This window comes from Parapedobacter indicus, assembly GCF_900113765.1.
Lineage (GTDB): Bacteria > Bacteroidota > Bacteroidia > Sphingobacteriales > Sphingobacteriaceae > Parapedobacter > Parapedobacter indicus.
Genome location: NZ_FOQO01000003.1, coordinates 97,972 through 113,964, shown reverse-complemented (window position 1 = coordinate 113,964; position 15,993 = coordinate 97,972). Strand labels below are relative to the sequence as shown.

At 46.9% G+C, this 15,993-nt stretch carries 14 protein-coding genes; 8 read left to right on the top strand and 6 right to left on the bottom strand.

The features are described 5' to 3' along the window. Entirely contained in the window at positions 1 to 777 is a 777-nt protein-coding gene (locus BMZ56_RS07240) for an SDR family oxidoreductase (RefSeq protein ID WP_090625911.1), read from the top strand. Here BMZ56_RS07240 and BMZ56_RS07235 read toward each other — a convergent pair. Further along, complete coding sequence (locus tag BMZ56_RS07235) at positions 774 to 1,727, bottom strand: polysaccharide deacetylase family protein (RefSeq protein WP_090625910.1); 954 nt, start codon at positions 1,725 to 1,727, stop codon at positions 774 to 776. The two genes, BMZ56_RS07240 and BMZ56_RS07235, sit on opposite strands and share 4 nt — an antisense overlap. Positions 1,728 to 1,811: 84 nt before the next feature. Here BMZ56_RS07235 and BMZ56_RS07230 point away from each other — a divergent pair, with 84 nt between their 5' ends. The 4 genes from BMZ56_RS07230 (at position 1,812) to BMZ56_RS07215 (ending at position 5,591) form a co-directional block, all read left to right on the top strand. Beyond that, positions 1,812 to 2,702, top strand: a complete 891-nt coding sequence (locus BMZ56_RS07230; RefSeq protein ID WP_090625909.1) for an AraC family transcriptional regulator — start codon at positions 1,812 to 1,814, stop codon at positions 2,700 to 2,702. A 66-nt stretch (positions 2,703 to 2,768) separates the two neighbouring features. After that, complete coding sequence (locus tag BMZ56_RS07225; protein ID WP_245893144.1) at positions 2,769 to 3,515, top strand: SDR family NAD(P)-dependent oxidoreductase; 747 nt, start codon at positions 2,769 to 2,771, stop codon at positions 3,513 to 3,515. Between the two features lie 13 nt (positions 3,516 to 3,528). Next, complete coding sequence (locus BMZ56_RS07220; protein WP_090625908.1) at positions 3,529 to 4,524, top strand: 3-hydroxyacyl-CoA dehydrogenase family protein; 996 nt, start codon at positions 3,529 to 3,531, stop codon at positions 4,522 to 4,524. Further along, the gene (locus BMZ56_RS07215) at positions 4,515 to 5,591 is read left to right on the top strand and encodes a dipeptidase (RefSeq protein WP_090625907.1); all 1,077 of its coding nucleotides are present in this window, start codon (positions 4,515 to 4,517) and stop codon (positions 5,589 to 5,591) included. The genes BMZ56_RS07220 and BMZ56_RS07215 overlap by 10 nt, the downstream gene beginning before the upstream one ends. A 5-nt stretch (positions 5,592 to 5,596) precedes the next feature. On the opposite strand, the gene BMZ56_RS07210 is transcribed toward BMZ56_RS07215, so the two are convergent. From BMZ56_RS07210 to BMZ56_RS07195, 4 genes are all read right to left on the bottom strand, one after another. After that, complete coding sequence (locus tag BMZ56_RS07210) at positions 5,597 to 6,343, bottom strand: phytanoyl-CoA dioxygenase family protein (protein ID WP_090625906.1); 747 nt, start codon at positions 6,341 to 6,343, stop codon at positions 5,597 to 5,599. A gap of 98 nt (positions 6,344 to 6,441) precedes the next feature. Continuing rightward, positions 6,442 to 7,317: an AraC family transcriptional regulator gene (locus BMZ56_RS07205; protein ID WP_090625905.1), complete on the bottom strand. Its 876-nt coding sequence runs from the start codon at positions 7,315 to 7,317 to the stop codon at positions 6,442 to 6,444. A 134-nt stretch (positions 7,318 to 7,451) separates the two neighbouring features. Then, positions 7,452 to 8,498: an acyltransferase family protein gene (locus BMZ56_RS07200; protein ID WP_090625904.1), complete on the bottom strand. Its 1,047-nt coding sequence runs from the start codon at positions 8,496 to 8,498 to the stop codon at positions 7,452 to 7,454. 25 nt (positions 8,499 to 8,523) lie between these two features. After that, complete coding sequence (locus BMZ56_RS07195) at positions 8,524 to 9,075, bottom strand: ankyrin repeat domain-containing protein (RefSeq protein WP_090625903.1); 552 nt, start codon at positions 9,073 to 9,075, stop codon at positions 8,524 to 8,526. A gap of 206 nt (positions 9,076 to 9,281) precedes the next feature. Between BMZ56_RS07195 and BMZ56_RS07190 the strand changes: the two genes are divergently transcribed. The 3 genes from BMZ56_RS07190 to BMZ56_RS07180 all read left to right on the top strand — a co-directional run bounded on the left by BMZ56_RS07190 (position 9,282) and on the right by BMZ56_RS07180 (position 15,003). Further along, positions 9,282 to 11,342, top strand: a complete 2,061-nt coding sequence (locus tag BMZ56_RS07190; protein WP_090625902.1) for a helix-turn-helix domain-containing protein — start codon at positions 9,282 to 9,284, stop codon at positions 11,340 to 11,342. 114 nt (positions 11,343 to 11,456) lie between these two features. Further along, positions 11,457 to 13,976 (top strand): glycoside hydrolase family 3 protein, encoded by a 2,520-nt coding sequence (locus BMZ56_RS07185; protein ID WP_090625901.1) that lies wholly within the window; start codon positions 11,457 to 11,459, stop codon positions 13,974 to 13,976. Positions 13,977 to 13,992: 16 nt separating this feature from the next. Next, the gene (locus BMZ56_RS07180; protein WP_090625900.1) at positions 13,993 to 15,003 is read left to right on the top strand and encodes a Gfo/Idh/MocA family protein; all 1,011 of its coding nucleotides are present in this window, start codon (positions 13,993 to 13,995) and stop codon (positions 15,001 to 15,003) included. Here BMZ56_RS07180 and BMZ56_RS07175 read toward each other — a convergent pair. After that, positions 14,951 to 15,988: an ATP-binding protein gene (locus tag BMZ56_RS07175; protein WP_090625899.1), complete on the bottom strand. Its 1,038-nt coding sequence runs from the start codon at positions 15,986 to 15,988 to the stop codon at positions 14,951 to 14,953. The two genes, BMZ56_RS07180 and BMZ56_RS07175, sit on opposite strands and share 53 nt — an antisense overlap. Positions 15,989 to 15,993 lie beyond the last annotated feature (5 nt).

The following is a 15,993-nucleotide window of genomic DNA, read 5'->3' as shown; positions in this document are numbered from 1 at the left end:
ATGAACGTAAAGGAACTGTTGAGTTTAAAAAATAAAGTTATTGTGGTTACCGGAGGCTCGGGTCAATATGGGAAGTGCATGGTGGAGGGGCTTGCTGAAGCCGATGCTACCGTGATCACGACGTCCCGTAATCGGCAGCGTGCGGCGGATACCGCCGAATCATTCCGTCAGGTTGGCTATGACGTGCATGGCATGGTGGTTGATCAGGCGGTTCCTGATTCTGTGGATGCATTGAAGCGGCAGATCACAGAAAGATTTGGAAGGCTGGATGGGTTTGTGAACAATGCTGTGTCGCGCCCGATGAAAGGGTACGGCGCTCCATTAGAACAATTTGATCAATCCATGCGAGACAATGCCACAGGGATGTTTCACCTGCTACGGGAAATGACGGATCTGATTACTCGCTCGGGTGGGGGTAGCGTGATTAACATCGCCTCGATGATGGGGATGAAGGGGCCTGATTTGTCTAATTACGAGGGTACGAATATGGGTGATCTACCTCCGGACTATTTCTTCCATAATGCGGGTTTGATTAATCTGACACGGTACATGGCCAAAATGCATGTAGGTAAAAACGTCCGTTTCAATTGCATCAGCCCCGGAGGGCTGTTCAATAACCAACCGGAGCAATTCCTGAAAAACTACTGCAAAAAGGTTCCATTAGGCCGGATGGCTAACCTCGACGACATCAAAGGGCTGGTTGTACTGCTAGCTTCTGAAGCAGGTGCCTATATTAACGGTGAGAATATTTTAATGGACGGCGGATTGAATGCTTAGGGGGTTGATGCCCGTTGCAATTCCAACAGGGGCCTATAGCTGATGAGCTGCACGTTTTTCCTGGCTAAGGCATCCCTGATTTTCCCGCTCTCGGTAAAAGCTTTTAATTCGTCCGACCGTTTGCGGGCTGTTCCGGTTATCGCTTCCAACTCCGGAGTCAGCTCAGAAGCATGCAGAAACAATTCCGTCACGCCGGGTTTCAGGTTGTCGATGATGCTCACCCAAAAATCTTCCACTTCTCCGTAGTTCTGCAACTCTTCGTAGATCAGATAATCAGGAAACACCAATCCCAATTGGGCGCATTTTTCGCGCAGTTCGCCCTGACCGTATTTTTCTAACGTAGCTTGGGAAGCCATGCGCAGTGGTAAATTAAATGTTTTGGCCAAACGTGCGTATTGTTCAAAATAAGCCGGATCCAATTGAAAAGTTCCCATATGCGAGTCGATATGCGTAATGGGCAACCCATAAGACAAGGCCTTTTCAATCTGCGCTTTGCCTTCTTCATACGCTTGTCCGGCATTACCGTGTTCGTAAACTTCCTGTACCTCTTTCCAGAAATGCCCATTGCTATCAACCAATGAGCGGACACGGTCGATCGGAGCAACAGGCCCCCATTTGTAATGCTTCCATTCGGATGTCAGCGTAAGGTGCACGCCAAAATCTTTGTCCGGATGAGTTCTTGCAAAGTTCACGATCTCTGTAGCCCAAGGGCAGGTAAACATAATGGTGGACGAGGAGATCAGCCCGTCTTGCAGGCCCTTGATGGTTCCTGTATTAGCCGCATGGCACATCCCGGCATCATCGTTATTGATGATGAGGAGGATGGCATCCTTGGGATAGCCAAGTCGTTCTACCAAGGTTTGGCTTGTTGCGGTAGCTGCGTGCCCGAGCAATAGGCAGAGGGTCAACACCAGACTTGGCGTGTCGCGCGGTAACCATTTTGTCATCATGCTCAAAGATATGGATTATATTTAATGAATATTATGGGTGATTTGAAAGAAAACAGTAGTATTGTGTTACCTAAATGATGGAATATGAAGATTATCGAACAACGATTGCCCCAGGATTATGATAAATCTTTCATCGTTTTCCAGGAAAGGGGACAATTTTTCCCCTACCAATGGCATTATCATCCGGAATATGAACTGGTGCTCGTTACCCAGAGTACCGGCAGACGTATGGTGGGCGATCATATCGGTTATTTTGACAAGGGAGACCTGGTATTCATGGGGCCTTGTCTGCCACATGTATGGGTAAACGATGCACGGTATATGAATGGCAGAGCTGGGCAAATAGCAAACGCTATTGTCATCCAATTTAAACCTGACTTTTTAGGGGATAAGTTTCTGTTGATACCCGAGATGGAACGGGTAAGGTACCTGCTTGGCTTGTCAAGTCGCGGTCTGCACATCCATGGCAATGCAAGAGATAAAATTGCGCTGCTTATGGGGCAGATGCTTGAAATGAACGGTATTCAGCGTCTAGCCACTTTATTCAGCATATTTGATACGTTAGTACGGACATCGGATTACGAAATGCTGTCCAGTCCGGGATACATTCAGCATACTCGTTTGGACTACTCGAACCGTATAGACCGCGTAACGGAGCACATCATGAGAAACTTCGATCGGGAGATCACCTTAAAAGAAATCGCTTCGGTAGCCGGTATGGCGGTGGCGACATTTTGTATTTTTTTTAAGGAACATTACCGGATGACGTTTGTAGAGTATATCAACACGATCCGAATAGGATATGCTTGTAAGCTGCTGGCGGAATCAAGTCTGAATATAATGGAAGTAGCTTACCGCAGTGGATTCAATAACCTGGGGAATTTTAACAAAAGGTTTAGATCCGTCAAACGGATGACGCCCACTGAGTATAGAAAACAGATTGAGGTGACTCCCAAAACGGCTGCGGCTCTATAGAAAATAGTGTTATCTTTTGATAAGAAAGTGATAGCATAACATACGGATGGATGGCTAACTTTGTTTATGTTCGATATGACTCAATTTTCTAATCAAGTAGCCGTGATTACCGGAGCTGCATCTGGTATTGGTAATGCCATTGCCCGGCAATTACTTGCGGCAGGTGTTCGTCTGGCATTGATAGATAAACAACAGGGAAGACTTGACGGTGACGATCAATCCAACCGGGTAAATTGGTTTTTGGCGGATATTACAGTAGAAGCGGCCGTCGAAAATGTCATTAGGCAGGTGACTGATCAGTATGGCCGGATTGATATTTTAATAAACAGTGCCGGCATTACGGGAGTAACGAACATCCAAAGTCATCAAGTTGAATCCAGTGATCTTCATAATGTATTCAACGTTAATTTTTTTGGCAGCTTTTTAATGGCTAAGCATGTGCTTCCGCAGATGCTGAAACGTAACTATGGTCGCATCCTGCACATCGCTTCCATCGCGGGGAAAGAAGGCAACGCAGGTATGTTGGCCTATTCCGCATCTAAAGCCGCCGTGATCGGTATGACGAAAGTACAGGGCAAAGAGTATGCGGAAACCGGCATTACTGTCAATGCCTTGGCTCCGGCAGTTGTCCGAACGGCTTTGGTGGATCGGATGCCAGCTGAACAAGTGAATTATATGACAGACAAGATTCCAATGAAACGTTGTGGTACCTTGGAGGAAGTTGCTAATTTAGCTATGTACATCGTATCTCCGGAAAATAGCTTTACCACCGGCTTCACCTTCGATTTGTCTGGTGGACGAGCAACATACTAAACTTTACTAATATATGAACACGAAAGAAATCCAAGTTGGGGTCGTTGGATTGGGACTGATGGGCACAAGCATCTGTACCTGTCTGCTGATGGCGGGACACCGGGTAAAGGCGGTAGCTCCCATTCCATCAGACCTGGAACATGCGGCGGGTCGGATCCGAAAGCATTTGGAACGCTCCTATCGGGAAGGTATTTGTGAGGAAAGGGCTGACGTATACCTAAAAAACCTAAGCATTACGGAAGATTACAGTTGCCTTGCGAGCTGTCGGTTGGTCATCGAGTGCACGCTGGAAAATGAGGCCATTAAACGTAGTGTGTATGAAAAAGTAGAACGATACATTTCCGATGACGCAATCCTGGCCAGCAATACATCGGCCATACCCATCAGTGACCTGCAAAAACTAACCCGTGTGCCCCACCGTTTTCTCGGATTACATTGGGCTGAGCCGTCGCATACTACCCGTTTTTTGGAAATTATATGCGGTGCGGAAAGCGATGTTTCAAAAGGTGAAGACCTTTATGAATTGGCTCATGAATGGGGCAAGGAGCCAACACTGGTCAGGAAAGATATCCGAGGATTTATCACCAACCGCCTGATGTATGCGATGTATAGAGAGGCTTTTTTTCTCGTGGAAAATGGATATGCTACCATCGAAGATGTAGACCGCGCCTGCCGCAACAATCCAGGGTACTGGATGACCTTAGTGGGTGTATTCCGATGGATGGACCTTACCGGTGTTGACGCCTATGGCAACGTCATGAAGGAGTTGTTTCCGACGCTTAGTAACAACACGGAGGTGCCAGAACTGATGAAAGAGCGAATGGAGACCGGGAGCAAAGGCATTGCTAATGGAAAGGGCTTTTATTCGTATACACCGGAAGAAGCCCGGATGTGGGAGGAAACATTCGCCGCCTTTAGCTATGAAATACGGGAGCTGGCATTGAAGTATCCGGTTGATGTTGTAAAAAAGAAATTGGAATCTAAAAAAAATAATCCATTATGTTCCTGATCGATGCCCATTTGGATTTAGCAATGAATGCCCTTGAGTGGAATAGGGATTTAAAAAAGCCGGTACAAGCGATCCGGCAACGTGAAGAAGGACTTATTGATAAGCCTGATCGCAGAAAGGGGACGGTGTCTCTTCCAGACCTCAGAAGCGGGGAGATCGGACTGGTGGTTGCCACGCAGATTGCACGGTACGTAGCGCCTGGGAGTTCCTTGAATGGTTGGAATTCGCCCGAGCAGGCTTGGGCTCAAACGCAAGGTCAATTGGCTTGGTACAAGGCGATGGAAGAAACAGGCGAAATGGTACAGATCACAGATACTGCGGCCCTTGAGGCGCACATAGCGTTGTGGAGCGAAGATTCCCTACCGAATGAACACAAACCGATCGGGTATATCCTTAGTTTAGAAGGGGCTGATTCGTTGGTTGATCTCTCCTATTTAGAAAAGGCGTATGCCTATGGCCTGCGGGCGATTGGGCCTGCGCACTATGGTGACGGGCGATATGCACCTGGAACCGGTACTGCTGGACCGCTTAAAGCAGCCGGGAAAGAGTTACTTCGCGAAATGGATCAGTTGCACATGATCTTAGACATCACTCACCTTACCGATGAGGGGTTTCGTCAGGCCCTCGACATTTTTCAAGGCCCGGTCTGGGCAAGCCATCACAATTGCCGGGCGCTTGTAAATCATCAACGGCAGCTTACTGACGACCAAATCCGTGAGCTTATTCGTCGGAATGCGGTCATCGGCGGTGTTTTCGATGCGTGGATGCTTCACAATCATTGGGAGCGAGGGGTTTCAGATCCGGTGACAGCTGGTGTCCGGTTGGAACGTATAGTCGATCATTTCGACCACATCTGCGAATTGGCAGGAAATACCCGTCACATCGCGATTGGTAGTGATTTAGACGGTGGATACGGAAAAGAACAATCTCCATACGATCTGGATAGCATCAGCGATCTGCAAAGGCTGATTGACATATTGGCGGCTCGCGGTTACTCAGAGGCCGACATTCAGGGGATTTTTCATGGTAACTGGCTGAGGTTCCTGCGCGAAAACTTAAAAGGATAGGCGCATTAAACGTTTTCCATTCGTTCTTCCTGCAATTTTCTCTGATAAGCCGCTTTTGCTTCTACATCCTCTTTTGCAGATAAACCGAAGTAGATTAAACCCAATGCCTTTCGTGTCCGTACTGTGCTGTTATTTCCACCTGCTGTATGGATAGTGAGTGAATGATGAATAAGCAAATCGCCCGGCTGGGCCCGGATAGGTATTTCTTTAGCTATGTCGTCAGATCCATAGTCCAGGATTTGCTGAGAGAAACCCAACGTTGTTGTTCTTCCGTGTGGGCGCATCCCTGTTAAATGAGACCCTTTGATATACTTTACGCATCCATTTTCCTCGTCGGCGGGCTCAAGGGCCATCCACATGGTTACGGCAACTGAGGGTTTTAACATAAAATAGTAGCCGTCTTGGTGAGGCGGTGTCGGCTTTCCAATCCGTGGAGGCTTATTAAAGTATTCAAGTGTTTTACCGATGACTTCATCACCTAATAGAAAGGCCGCGATATCCTTAAATTTTCCTTTGTTTAGGATATCATTGAAAAATGGGTCGTACTGGTGGATGTCAATTAGTTGCTTCAGGGTTAACGGATCATTTTTATCTTCGAAAAAAACCTTTTCGGTTGGCATATTAGGAGTAACCTGCTCAATCACCCGTTCGAAATTTTGCGTGATTTCGTCGACTTCATTTTTGTCTAAAAATCCGGGGATAAGCACATAGCCATCGCGCTCGAATGTTTCTTTAATTGTCTCTCTGTCCATGACATTTCAGATTTTTATTTACTCAAAGTTACTATGGACAGCTAGCTATCGCTACTTTATTCTTATGGAATGGTGGTACTATTTTTTTGCTGTTCCGATTATGCCGACTTCAACTCCAGCATCCTCCGGTATTCACTGGGTGACATCCCTTTCAACCGCTTGAACTGGCGGTTGAAGTTAGCCAGGTTGTTGAAACCGCACTCGTAAGCAATGTTTACTACGTTTTCATCACTATCGGCTAGCAACTTGCATACATGGCCAATGCGAATGGTATTCAGGTATTCCACAAAAGTCATCCGATAATGTTCCTTAAAGAAATTGCAAAAGGTGGTGGTGGCCATGCTGGCTTCGAAAGCCACCTCGTTTAAGGTGATTTCGCGGTGGAAATTGCGTAGGATGTAATCCGTGATTTTGCTGTACCGATCTGAATAATAACCTTTGGTGTGCTGCATGTAGTTGGGACTGGCCAATGGTTCGTAGTCGGTACTGTGGGCGAGGATATCAAATATCGCAAAAAGCGAGGACAGGCGCTTTAGTCCACTTTCACCGATCATGCCATTCATCAAGCGATTGATTTGCAACCTCGTTCTGCCGTTGATGACCAACCCACGTTTTGATAAGTCGAGCACTTTTTTCAAAGGTTCCATTTCGGGCAGACAGAGAAAATTTTCACCCAAGAAGTCTTCCACAAAATGGACAACCACCGCACTGGCTTCCTGCTTGGCTTGTCCCTGTACATAAGCGGCATCGTTTACCCATACGTGGGGCAGTGCAGGGCCCATGAAAACAAGATCTCCTTCGTCAAAATGGCCGATGTGATCGCCTACCATCCGTCTGCCCGTGCTTCTATTCACTAAGACAAATTCATATTCCGGATGATAATGCCAAGGGCAGGGAAAATAAGTGCCTTGTTCGGTAAATACAATAAAGGATTTGTCAAACTCCTTGGGTAAACGGTATTCTACAGCTTTCATACCTTGGGTCAGTAAAGTTAGTGATGCTAATTTACTGTTTTGAGGTGATTGATGCAATAGGTTTTTATTAGAACGGTAGAATAGTATTAGGATTCAAAAATATAGTAATGCTGATACGAACAGGTTGATGCCAATCAATTTAACCCAAACAAGGGTTTCAAGAATCTAATTCGCCGGATAACCAACTCGTATACTAAAAAGCAGCCTCCTATGGTAAATAATAGGACCAATATAAACTGGAAAGGTACAGAAACTCGAAGTGGAAAGATAAGCAACGACCCCAAGTATAGGAAGATCATGTGTACGATATAAATCGGATACGCGGCCTTACTTAGGTAACTTAGCGCTTTGCTGGGACGATTGAGGTACCGATAGCCTAAGGCAAAAACTGTCAAGATCCAACAGTTAGACTCTGTGGATAGCAAATAAGCAGGTGCCACCGGTTGGAAAAAGACCAGCCGGAAAATAAATAGACCAATGGCGGTTGTCAGAAATAACCACCACCACCGAAGTAACATGTTCCAAAACGAACGGCCACACCACACAAAAAAGAAACCGAAGAAGAATGCCTGCAACCCCAGAAAAAATCCATGCCAGGTCATTGCATATAGCTCGAATGGTATCGGATGGAGGATCAATACCTCTGCGACGAACAGCGCAAATACGGGTAGTAAGCCCAGCGGCGTCCGTAACAAGTTGGCTGCCCAATGGGCAAACGGTTTGCCTTCTTGCCGTTTTAGAAAGAAAAAAAGAGGCAATAAGATGACGACATAGCTAAACAGATTGCCCAAAAACCAGAGATGGCCCGGTCCGGGAGTATAGTTGAGATCAACATGGTAGTGATACTGCCAAAGATATATGTGGATAGGTACGATAGTCACGATGCCAAACAGAAATGGAAGCAAGATCCTTTTGGCGCGTTCTTGTAGGAGTTGACTCCAGGTCCGATTGCGTAAGGCGAAGTAAACACCCATGCCAGATACGAAAAACAACAAGGGAATTCGCCATACATTCAGTAGGGTCATCGGCACCCAAAGGGATTGCCAGGGGCGTTCATTCCCGATGAACCCAATCATAATACCCCATGGTTGGAAACCGATGGCCACATGGTACACTAAGAGTAGGCCAATGGCGATGACCCGAATCCAATCGATGTCATGCCTTCTTTCTGATAGGGACATATTGATGGTATTTTCTATATTTTAGTTACCTTAATAGATTTGCAATTTCCGGCCTCACTTTTTCGAGCTGCGTGTAATCGAGCTTCAATCCCATGGGTGCCAGTGCTTTGCCCATCATATCGTAGGTGCCTTTTACTTCATTAAAGGGAGCGGTGACAGAGTCATATGCCGTTGCACCGTATTTGTTTTTGATGGTCTTGTCGGCCCCAGCATTCAGCAGTAATTGGACAATTTCACGGCGACCGAAGAACGCGGCACTGATAAGAGCCGTAGAGCCGTCATTATTCTGGAAGTTGAGATCGGCACCCGCATCAATAAGAAGTTTGGCTATCTCGGGTTGCCCGAATACCGCTGCCGTAATAAGCGGGCTTGATCCACCGAAGGGATCCTTGGCATTGATGTCCGTGCCGGCGGCGAGGTGTTGTCTAAGTGCCACTTCATTGCCAGTGGCTGCCGCAGTGTGAATATCTGCGCTTTGTTGTGATGAATGGTTGTTGCCTGTGCAGGCCGTTGTAATGGCGAAACAAACAAATGGGATCCATTTAGCAGCGTGATGTAAGATGTGTCGAATATGCATAATAAACAAATTTAAATGATACAATAACTGACTAATCGGTGAACGGAACAAAGTTCTGCCACCCCTTGGTTTTAGGAAAGCAGCTGTGCTGAAAAATGTGTCAAGTTTGATAACACAGATGAAAATTATGGTGCATCCATATAAATTATGATGCAAGTACCCTTGTAACCGCTATCTTTGTTCATTCATGTAATGCAAAGTAAACCATGTCCGATTCTTCTTCCATCGAAAGTCATTTCCTTGCCAAGGTAACTGCTGCGGTTATGGAAAACCTGTCAGATGAGCGTTTCGGTGTATCCGAATTGGCGGCTAAGATGCATATGAGTCGGTCAAACCTGCTTCGCAGAATTAAGCATAACACCAACCAATCTGCGAGCCAGCTTATCCGAGAAATCCGATTGAAGCGTGGCATGGAACTATTGGGGAGCAGCGATTTGACGGTTTCGGAGGTGGCCCATCAGGTGGGATTTAGTGGAACTTCTTATTTCATCAAATGTTTCCGTGAGTACTACGGTTATCCACCGGGTGAAGTGGGGAAGAGAAAGGGGATCGACCAACCACTTGCATATAAAGGAGTATCAGGGCAGCGGCGCTTCAGCCCCCGATTTTTAACTGCAGTTGCCACGGCCACAGTTTTTGTGCTTAGCATCGGTGTTTATTTGACGACCCGCCCGATATCACCAGAGCCGCTTGAAAAATCTTTAGCGGTCTTACCTTTCAAAAACGATAGCAGTGACTCGACCAATCGATATTTGATCAATGGTTTGATGGAGGCTACGTTAAACCACCTGCAGCAGATAAAGGATTTGCGGGTAGTCAGCCGAACTTCCGCTGAGAAGTATAGGCATTCGACCAAGTCTGTGCCCGAATTGGCCGATGAACTTCACGTCAGCTATGTCGTAGAAGGGAGCGGTCAGAAAATCGGCAACCGCATATTGCTTAATATCCAGTTGATAGATGCGCGGAAAGACAATCACCTATGGGCCCGGCAGTATGAACGGGAGGTGACCGACATTTTCCAGCTCCAACAGGAAATTGCTAAGGATATCGCCAACGAGGTTCGCGCGATTGTAACCTGGGAAGAACAAAAGCGGATCGAGCGGATACCGACCACTGATCTGTTAGCCTATGACCTGTTTTTGAAGGCGACGGAACTGATGCGGCAGGGAGGACGCGAAAATCTGCAAACAGCTGTTTCGCTGCTTGATAAGGCGATTGGGCGTGACCATGAATTTGCATTGGCCTATGCCGTTACGGCAATTGCTTACTACTATCTGGACGTCTTTCAAGTGCAACGGCAATATAGTGAGGCAATCGGTACATACGCAGATAAGGCGTTATTATACGACCCATCTTCGGCTGAATGTTTGTTTGCCAAAGGATTATATTACGTCAACCAAAAAGCATACGAGTCAGCAATTCCGTATTTGGAAAAAGCTTTGGAGTACAATCCCAATTCGGCGTTGATCATCCACTTCCTCTCCGATTTCTACAATAGCTATGTACCCAATACTGCCAAATACCTGGAGTACGCCCTTCAGGGAATTCGGTTAGACCCAGCTGCACACGACAGCGCCACTACTAGTTTTAACTACCTGCACTTGAGTAACGCGTTAGTCCAGACTGGTTTCATCGACGAGTCGCTACCCTACATTGAGCAATCGTTGGCCTACAATCCGGACAACTCTTTTGCGCAATGGGTTCAAGCGGTAGTAGTATATGCCAAATACCGGGATCCTGCAAGGACAGAAAAGCTGTTGCAAACCCAATTGGCCAAGGACTCAAATCAGATGCATATCCTGCAGGAGTTGGGTAAGCTGTATTTTCATACGAGGAATGACCAAGCTGCATTCCATTATTACCAACGGTTCTTGAAGTTGCGTGAAGCGCAGCATTTAGATTTTTTTCCTACGGTTGATTTAGATATGGCGATACTTTGGTCCAGGCGGGGTGATCAGGAAAAATCTGAACGTTGTTTTGCTCGTTTCAAGGCCTTTGCGGATACCGATCAATCGATTTATAAGCATATGAACCTGGCTATGTATGCCGCATATCGAGGCAATGTTCCGAGCATGATCGATCACCTTCGTTTATTTTCAAAAGAAGATAATTACCAATATTGGATTCTCTTGTTTAAGGACGACATCATGGTGGCCCGCTTTAAGAATAACGGGGCTTTCAAAGCGGTATTCGATGAGATCGAAACTAAATTTTGGAATAAAAATAGGGAAATCAGGCAGCGTTTAGAAGAAAAAGGATTATTGTGATACGGGCCAAATGAACCTGCATAAATTCCATTTACAAAAGATATAGGTAATTTATGCAAGCTCCCTTGCCGCCAAAAGCAAATTATTCGGATGAAAATTTAATGGAGTGATGAAATGAGAAACGTACTAATTGTTTTTTTTAGTTTATTAATTTGGCTCGAAACAACGAGCGCCCAGGAACCTGTTTATCCTTTTCGAGATGCCCGATTGCCCGTGGATGTCCGGGTGGTGGACTTGGCCGACAGACTGACGGTTGAGGAAAAGATCGGGTTTTTATGCGCCAAAGCCCCCGCTATAGATCGTTTGAATATACCGGCCTACGATTGGTGGAGTGAGGCCCTGCACGGAGTGGCTCGCAACGGAAAGGCCACTGTTTTTCCGAAGCCGATTGCGCTGGGTAGTACGTGGGACACCGGGTTGATCCATCGGATAGCGGATGCCATTTCGGACGAGGCGCGCGCAAAATACCACGCTGCCTTAAAGAAGCAGGGATTTACCAAACGATATGAAGGATTAACCTTTTTTTCACCGACGTTGAATATCGCACGCGACCCGCGTTGGGGTCGGACATCCGAATGCTTTGCTGAAGATCCATTACTTACGGGAGCGCTGGGTACAGCCTTTGTGAAGGGACTTCAGGGCGACGATCCTAACTACCTGAAGATTCTGGCAACACCTAAGCATTTCGTGGCCAATAACGAAGAAAATAGGCGCAACGATGGGTCGGCCGCCGTGGATGAGACATCGCTTCGGGAGTATTATTTCCCCGCGTTTCGGATGAGTGTGGAAGAGGGAAATGCAGCTTCCGTAATGGGGGCCTACAATGCGCTGAATGGTATTCCGTGTTGCGCCAATCCCTTTCTGCTGACAGACGTGCTACGGGACGAATGGGGATTTGATGGTGTTGTGATGTCTGATGGGTCCGCTGTTGAGAAGATTTACACGCATCATCACTACGCGGACTCACCGGAGGAAGGTGCTGCCAAAGCGTTGTTGGCAGGCTGCGATATGTCCCTGCGGGATGAGTATCGCGAAGGGTTAAAAAAAGCATTACTTGCGGGTATGATCACCGAAAAAGACATTGAACGGGCGCTGTTCAGGGTATTGAAACAGCGGTTTCGGCTAGGAATGTTTGATGCTGATTCGGTTGTGCCTTATAGCCATATCCCCGCGTCGGTAATTGAAAGTGAAGCGCATCGCAAGCTAGCTTTGGAAGCTGCACGAAAATCGATCGTTCTATTGGAAAATAAAGATAAGATTTTGCCGCTTGACGCTGGGAAGAAGATGAAAATAGCATTGATTGGCAATGACTTCCAACGTACATATTACGGCGATTACAGTGGTCTGCCGGATAGTAATCAAACGCTATACGAAGTGTTACAGCGGCGTTATGGAGATACGGTAGATTGGCAGTGGGTGGCGGAGTCGAGCCGTGAGGAGCCGGTCGCTTCCCAATACATGATTCGGGGTGAATCGTTTGCCTATGAAGGAAAATTAGGATTGACGGGCTATTATTTCGCCAATGGAAATTTGGAAGGCGATCCGGTTACCATCCGTCATGATCATCAGGTTGATTACCGCTCAGCTGCCGACGCCGATTTGGCAATCCGCCGCCTTACGGAAGCTTCCGTAAGGTGGGAGACAAATTTGCATGCACCGGTTTCCGGAGATTTTACCTTGATTTTTCGTGGAGATGCAGATCTAACGGTAAAAATCGGAAGTAGGGTTTATCAACAGAAAAGTGGCGAGCAACCGCTCGCCATCACCGCAGAACTTGATCGATCGACGCCTTGCCCAATCCGTATCGAGGCACGCAACATACGCTTGAACGGCAATGTTGAGATGACTTGGAAATGGCCTTCGGGAAATGTAAATATGACACCGGAAAGGGTAGCCGCACAATCCGACGTGGCAATTATTTTTCTTCGAGACGACCTGGCTTATGAAGGGAGGGACCGTGAAACACTTGCTGTACAACCGCATCAAGCAGCACTAGTTAAAGCAGTTGGCAAGGTAAATCCGAATACGATATTGCTGTTTGGCAGCAGTGCACCGCTTTTAGTCGGCGAACTGGCTCCTCATGTAAAGGCGTTGCTCAACGTGTGGATTGCAGGGCAGGGTGAAAGCGAGGCGCTGGCTGAAATCTTATTCGGGGAAACCAACCCTTCCGGTAAATCGCCTGTAACTTTTTTTTCGGATGAAAAGCAATTGCCTCCTTTGGACGATTATAACATTACGCATGGTAGAAGCTATCAATATTTTAAAGGAGATGTGCGCTACCCATTTGGTTATGGGCTCAGTTATACCGAATTTAACTACCGAAATCTGAAAGTTAAGAATCTCGGTACGGACAGTCTGTTGGTTGAAGTTCAGGTGTCGAATGTGGGGAATTACGATGGGGAAGAGGTGGTGCAATGTTTTGCAACCCATTCAGTATGGGAAGACAGCGGCCTATTGCGACGGTTGGTGGGCTTTCAACGGGTTTATGTTCCCAAGGGTAAAACGATCTTCGTTCAGATTCCGATCGCTAAGCAGCCGTTTGAACGGTGGAATGCTGAGTCGGATGAATGGGTAACCCGGCAGGGAGCGTATAAGCTGTATGCAGGAGACCAATCGATAACATTTAGCTGGTAAACAAATAAATTCAGATATGGAAATAAAATGGGGAATCATTGGCGCAGGCGATGTAACGGAGGTAAAGAGCGGTCCCGCCTTCCGGAAAATCGAGCACTCCGATTTGGTTGCTGTTATGCGCCGGGATGCTGCCAAAGCGAAAGATTACGCCGAAAGACATGGGGTATCCAAGTGGTATTCCGATGCGCAACAACTTATTGATGACCCAGACGTCAATGCAATTTACATAGCGACGCCACCGGATTCGCATTTATTTTACGCCTCGGCAGCTCTGCGGGCGGGCAAGCCGGTATACCTTGAAAAGCCGATGACGTTGAACGGCGCCGAAGCCAACGAACTGGTGAAATTGCAGCAAGCCTATCAAGGTAAACTCACGGTTGCGCATTACCGGAGAGTGCAACCTTATTTCAAAAAAGTAAAAGAGCTTATCGATTTTCATATTGGCGTTCCAAGGGTTGCCAGCTTACGGTATTACCAACAACCGCTTTCTGTCGAGGCCATGCAGTCTCCGCGCATGCAGTGGCGGTTAAATCCGGAGCAATCGGGTGGTGGGTTGTTTCACGATCTAGCTCCGCATCAGATCGATTTAATGTATTATTTTTTTGGAAATATTGCGTTTAGCAAGGGCATTGCGCACAACCAGGCAGGGTTATATGCAGCAGTTGATGTAGTGTCCGGAGAGATTTTATTTGAAAACAATGTGTTATTCAATGGACAATGGGCATTTAACGTCGCTGAAGACTTGGACGTATGTGAAATCGTCGGCTCGGAAGGGCGTATATCTTTTTCGGTTTTCGGAAATCGACCGATTGAGTTGGCTAGTAAACTCGGTATCCAGCATTTTCCTTTTGAATCGCTTGCTCATGTGCAGCAACCTTTGATTTCCGCGGCTGTTGCTTATTTCAGGGGTGAGGCCCCTAATCCTTGTAGTGTTCGGGAGGGCTCTGAAGTGATGAAGGTGATGGACAGTTTTGTTACGCCCACGCTTGGGTTGCCGAGTGGTTTTCCGCGGGAAGGGAGACAATAAAACGAGTACCGGATTGTCCGTCGCTTTCCATGCCGATGGTGCCCCCGTGTGATTCGATGACTGTCTTCGTGAGGTAAAGACCCAACCCGGTTGTCGGTTCTCCGGATGTTCCCGGTCGTTTTGCTTTTGTGAATTTGTCAAATATTTTTTCTTGCATTGCCTTTGGGACGCCAATTCCAGTGTCCTGAACCACGAGCAATGCTTGGCCATCGGGGCTTTCCTCCGTAGATACACTGATTGTTCCACCTGGGTGTGTAAACTTAATACTGTTCCAAAGTATATTGCTGATGGCCCGCATTAGCTTGGGACGGTCTACTTTGACGACTTTGTTGGAAAGCAGTTGCTTTGACAAAACAAGTTGCTTTCCCTCAAACTTGTCGGAAAGGGAAGCCGTGCAGGTGTCAACCAGTTCATCCAAATTCTCATCCGCTAGGATGACAGCGTCCTCTTGGGCTTGTTCAGTGGTAAGGATATCTTGAATTAGTATCTGTGCATAGTCGCAGGTTTCACTGATTTTGTCGATTAGGTATTGATGTTTGTTCAGCGCTGGGTCGGCTTTCAATATCGTTCCTAACATGTTTATTGCTGCTATGGGGCTGCGTAGGTCGTGCGCAGCCGCCAGCAACGCTATTTTTTGCTGTTCATGGTTGGCATGAAGGTGAAAAAGAATGTCGGACTGCTTAATGAGGCCGCAAAAGCTACCTTGGCTGCTGACCGGAAGCACCGTGTTTCCGGTAATTTTCATCAAATTGAGCACTGTATCTATTGAGTCCATACAATTCGCTGTGGGTCGATCACGCAAGCAGTCGATGACCAGTTGGTGCGATTTCATCGCAAGATCTGACGCGGTCAGAATCCCAATAGGTTTGCTGTTTTCCACCACCACCACCACATCTTGTACCCGCAGCAATTCTTTTGCAAGACGTGCTCCTGTATATGCATCGAGTGTCGTATATTGCTTGGTTATGAGTGTCGTTATGTTCATCGTTC

Coding starts and splice junctions, on each gene's coding strand:
- BMZ56_RS07220 (WP_090625908.1), top strand. CDS start 3,529: ATGAACACGAAAGAAATCCAAGTTGGGGTCGTTGGATTGGGACTGATG.
- BMZ56_RS07190 (WP_090625902.1), top strand. CDS start 9,282: ATGTCCGATTCTTCTTCCATCGAAAGTCATTTCCTTGCCAAGGTAACT.
- BMZ56_RS07230 (WP_090625909.1), top strand. CDS start 1,812: ATGAAGATTATCGAACAACGATTGCCCCAGGATTATGATAAATCTTTC.
- BMZ56_RS07205 (WP_090625905.1), bottom strand. CDS start 7,317: ATGAAAGCTGTAGAATACCGTTTACCCAAGGAGTTTGACAAATCCTTT.
- BMZ56_RS07200 (WP_090625904.1), bottom strand. CDS start 8,498: ATGTCCCTATCAGAAAGAAGGCATGACATCGATTGGATTCGGGTCATC.
- BMZ56_RS07235 (WP_090625910.1), bottom strand. CDS start 1,727: ATGATGACAAAATGGTTACCGCGCGACACGCCAAGTCTGGTGTTGACC.
- BMZ56_RS07175 (WP_090625899.1), bottom strand. CDS start 15,988: ATGAACATAACGACACTCATAACCAAGCAATATACGACACTCGATGCA.
- BMZ56_RS07240 (WP_090625911.1), top strand. CDS start 1: ATGAACGTAAAGGAACTGTTGAGTTTAAAAAATAAAGTTATTGTGGTT.
- BMZ56_RS07225 (WP_245893144.1), top strand. CDS start 2,769: ATGTTCGATATGACTCAATTTTCTAATCAAGTAGCCGTGATTACCGGA.
- BMZ56_RS07195 (WP_090625903.1), bottom strand. CDS start 9,075: ATGCATATTCGACACATCTTACATCACGCTGCTAAATGGATCCCATTT.
- BMZ56_RS07215 (WP_090625907.1), top strand. CDS start 4,515: ATGTTCCTGATCGATGCCCATTTGGATTTAGCAATGAATGCCCTTGAG.
- BMZ56_RS07185 (WP_090625901.1), top strand. CDS start 11,457: ATGAGAAACGTACTAATTGTTTTTTTTAGTTTATTAATTTGGCTCGAA.
- BMZ56_RS07180 (WP_090625900.1), top strand. CDS start 13,993: ATGGAAATAAAATGGGGAATCATTGGCGCAGGCGATGTAACGGAGGTA.
- BMZ56_RS07210 (WP_090625906.1), bottom strand. CDS start 6,343: ATGGACAGAGAGACAATTAAAGAAACATTCGAGCGCGATGGCTATGTG.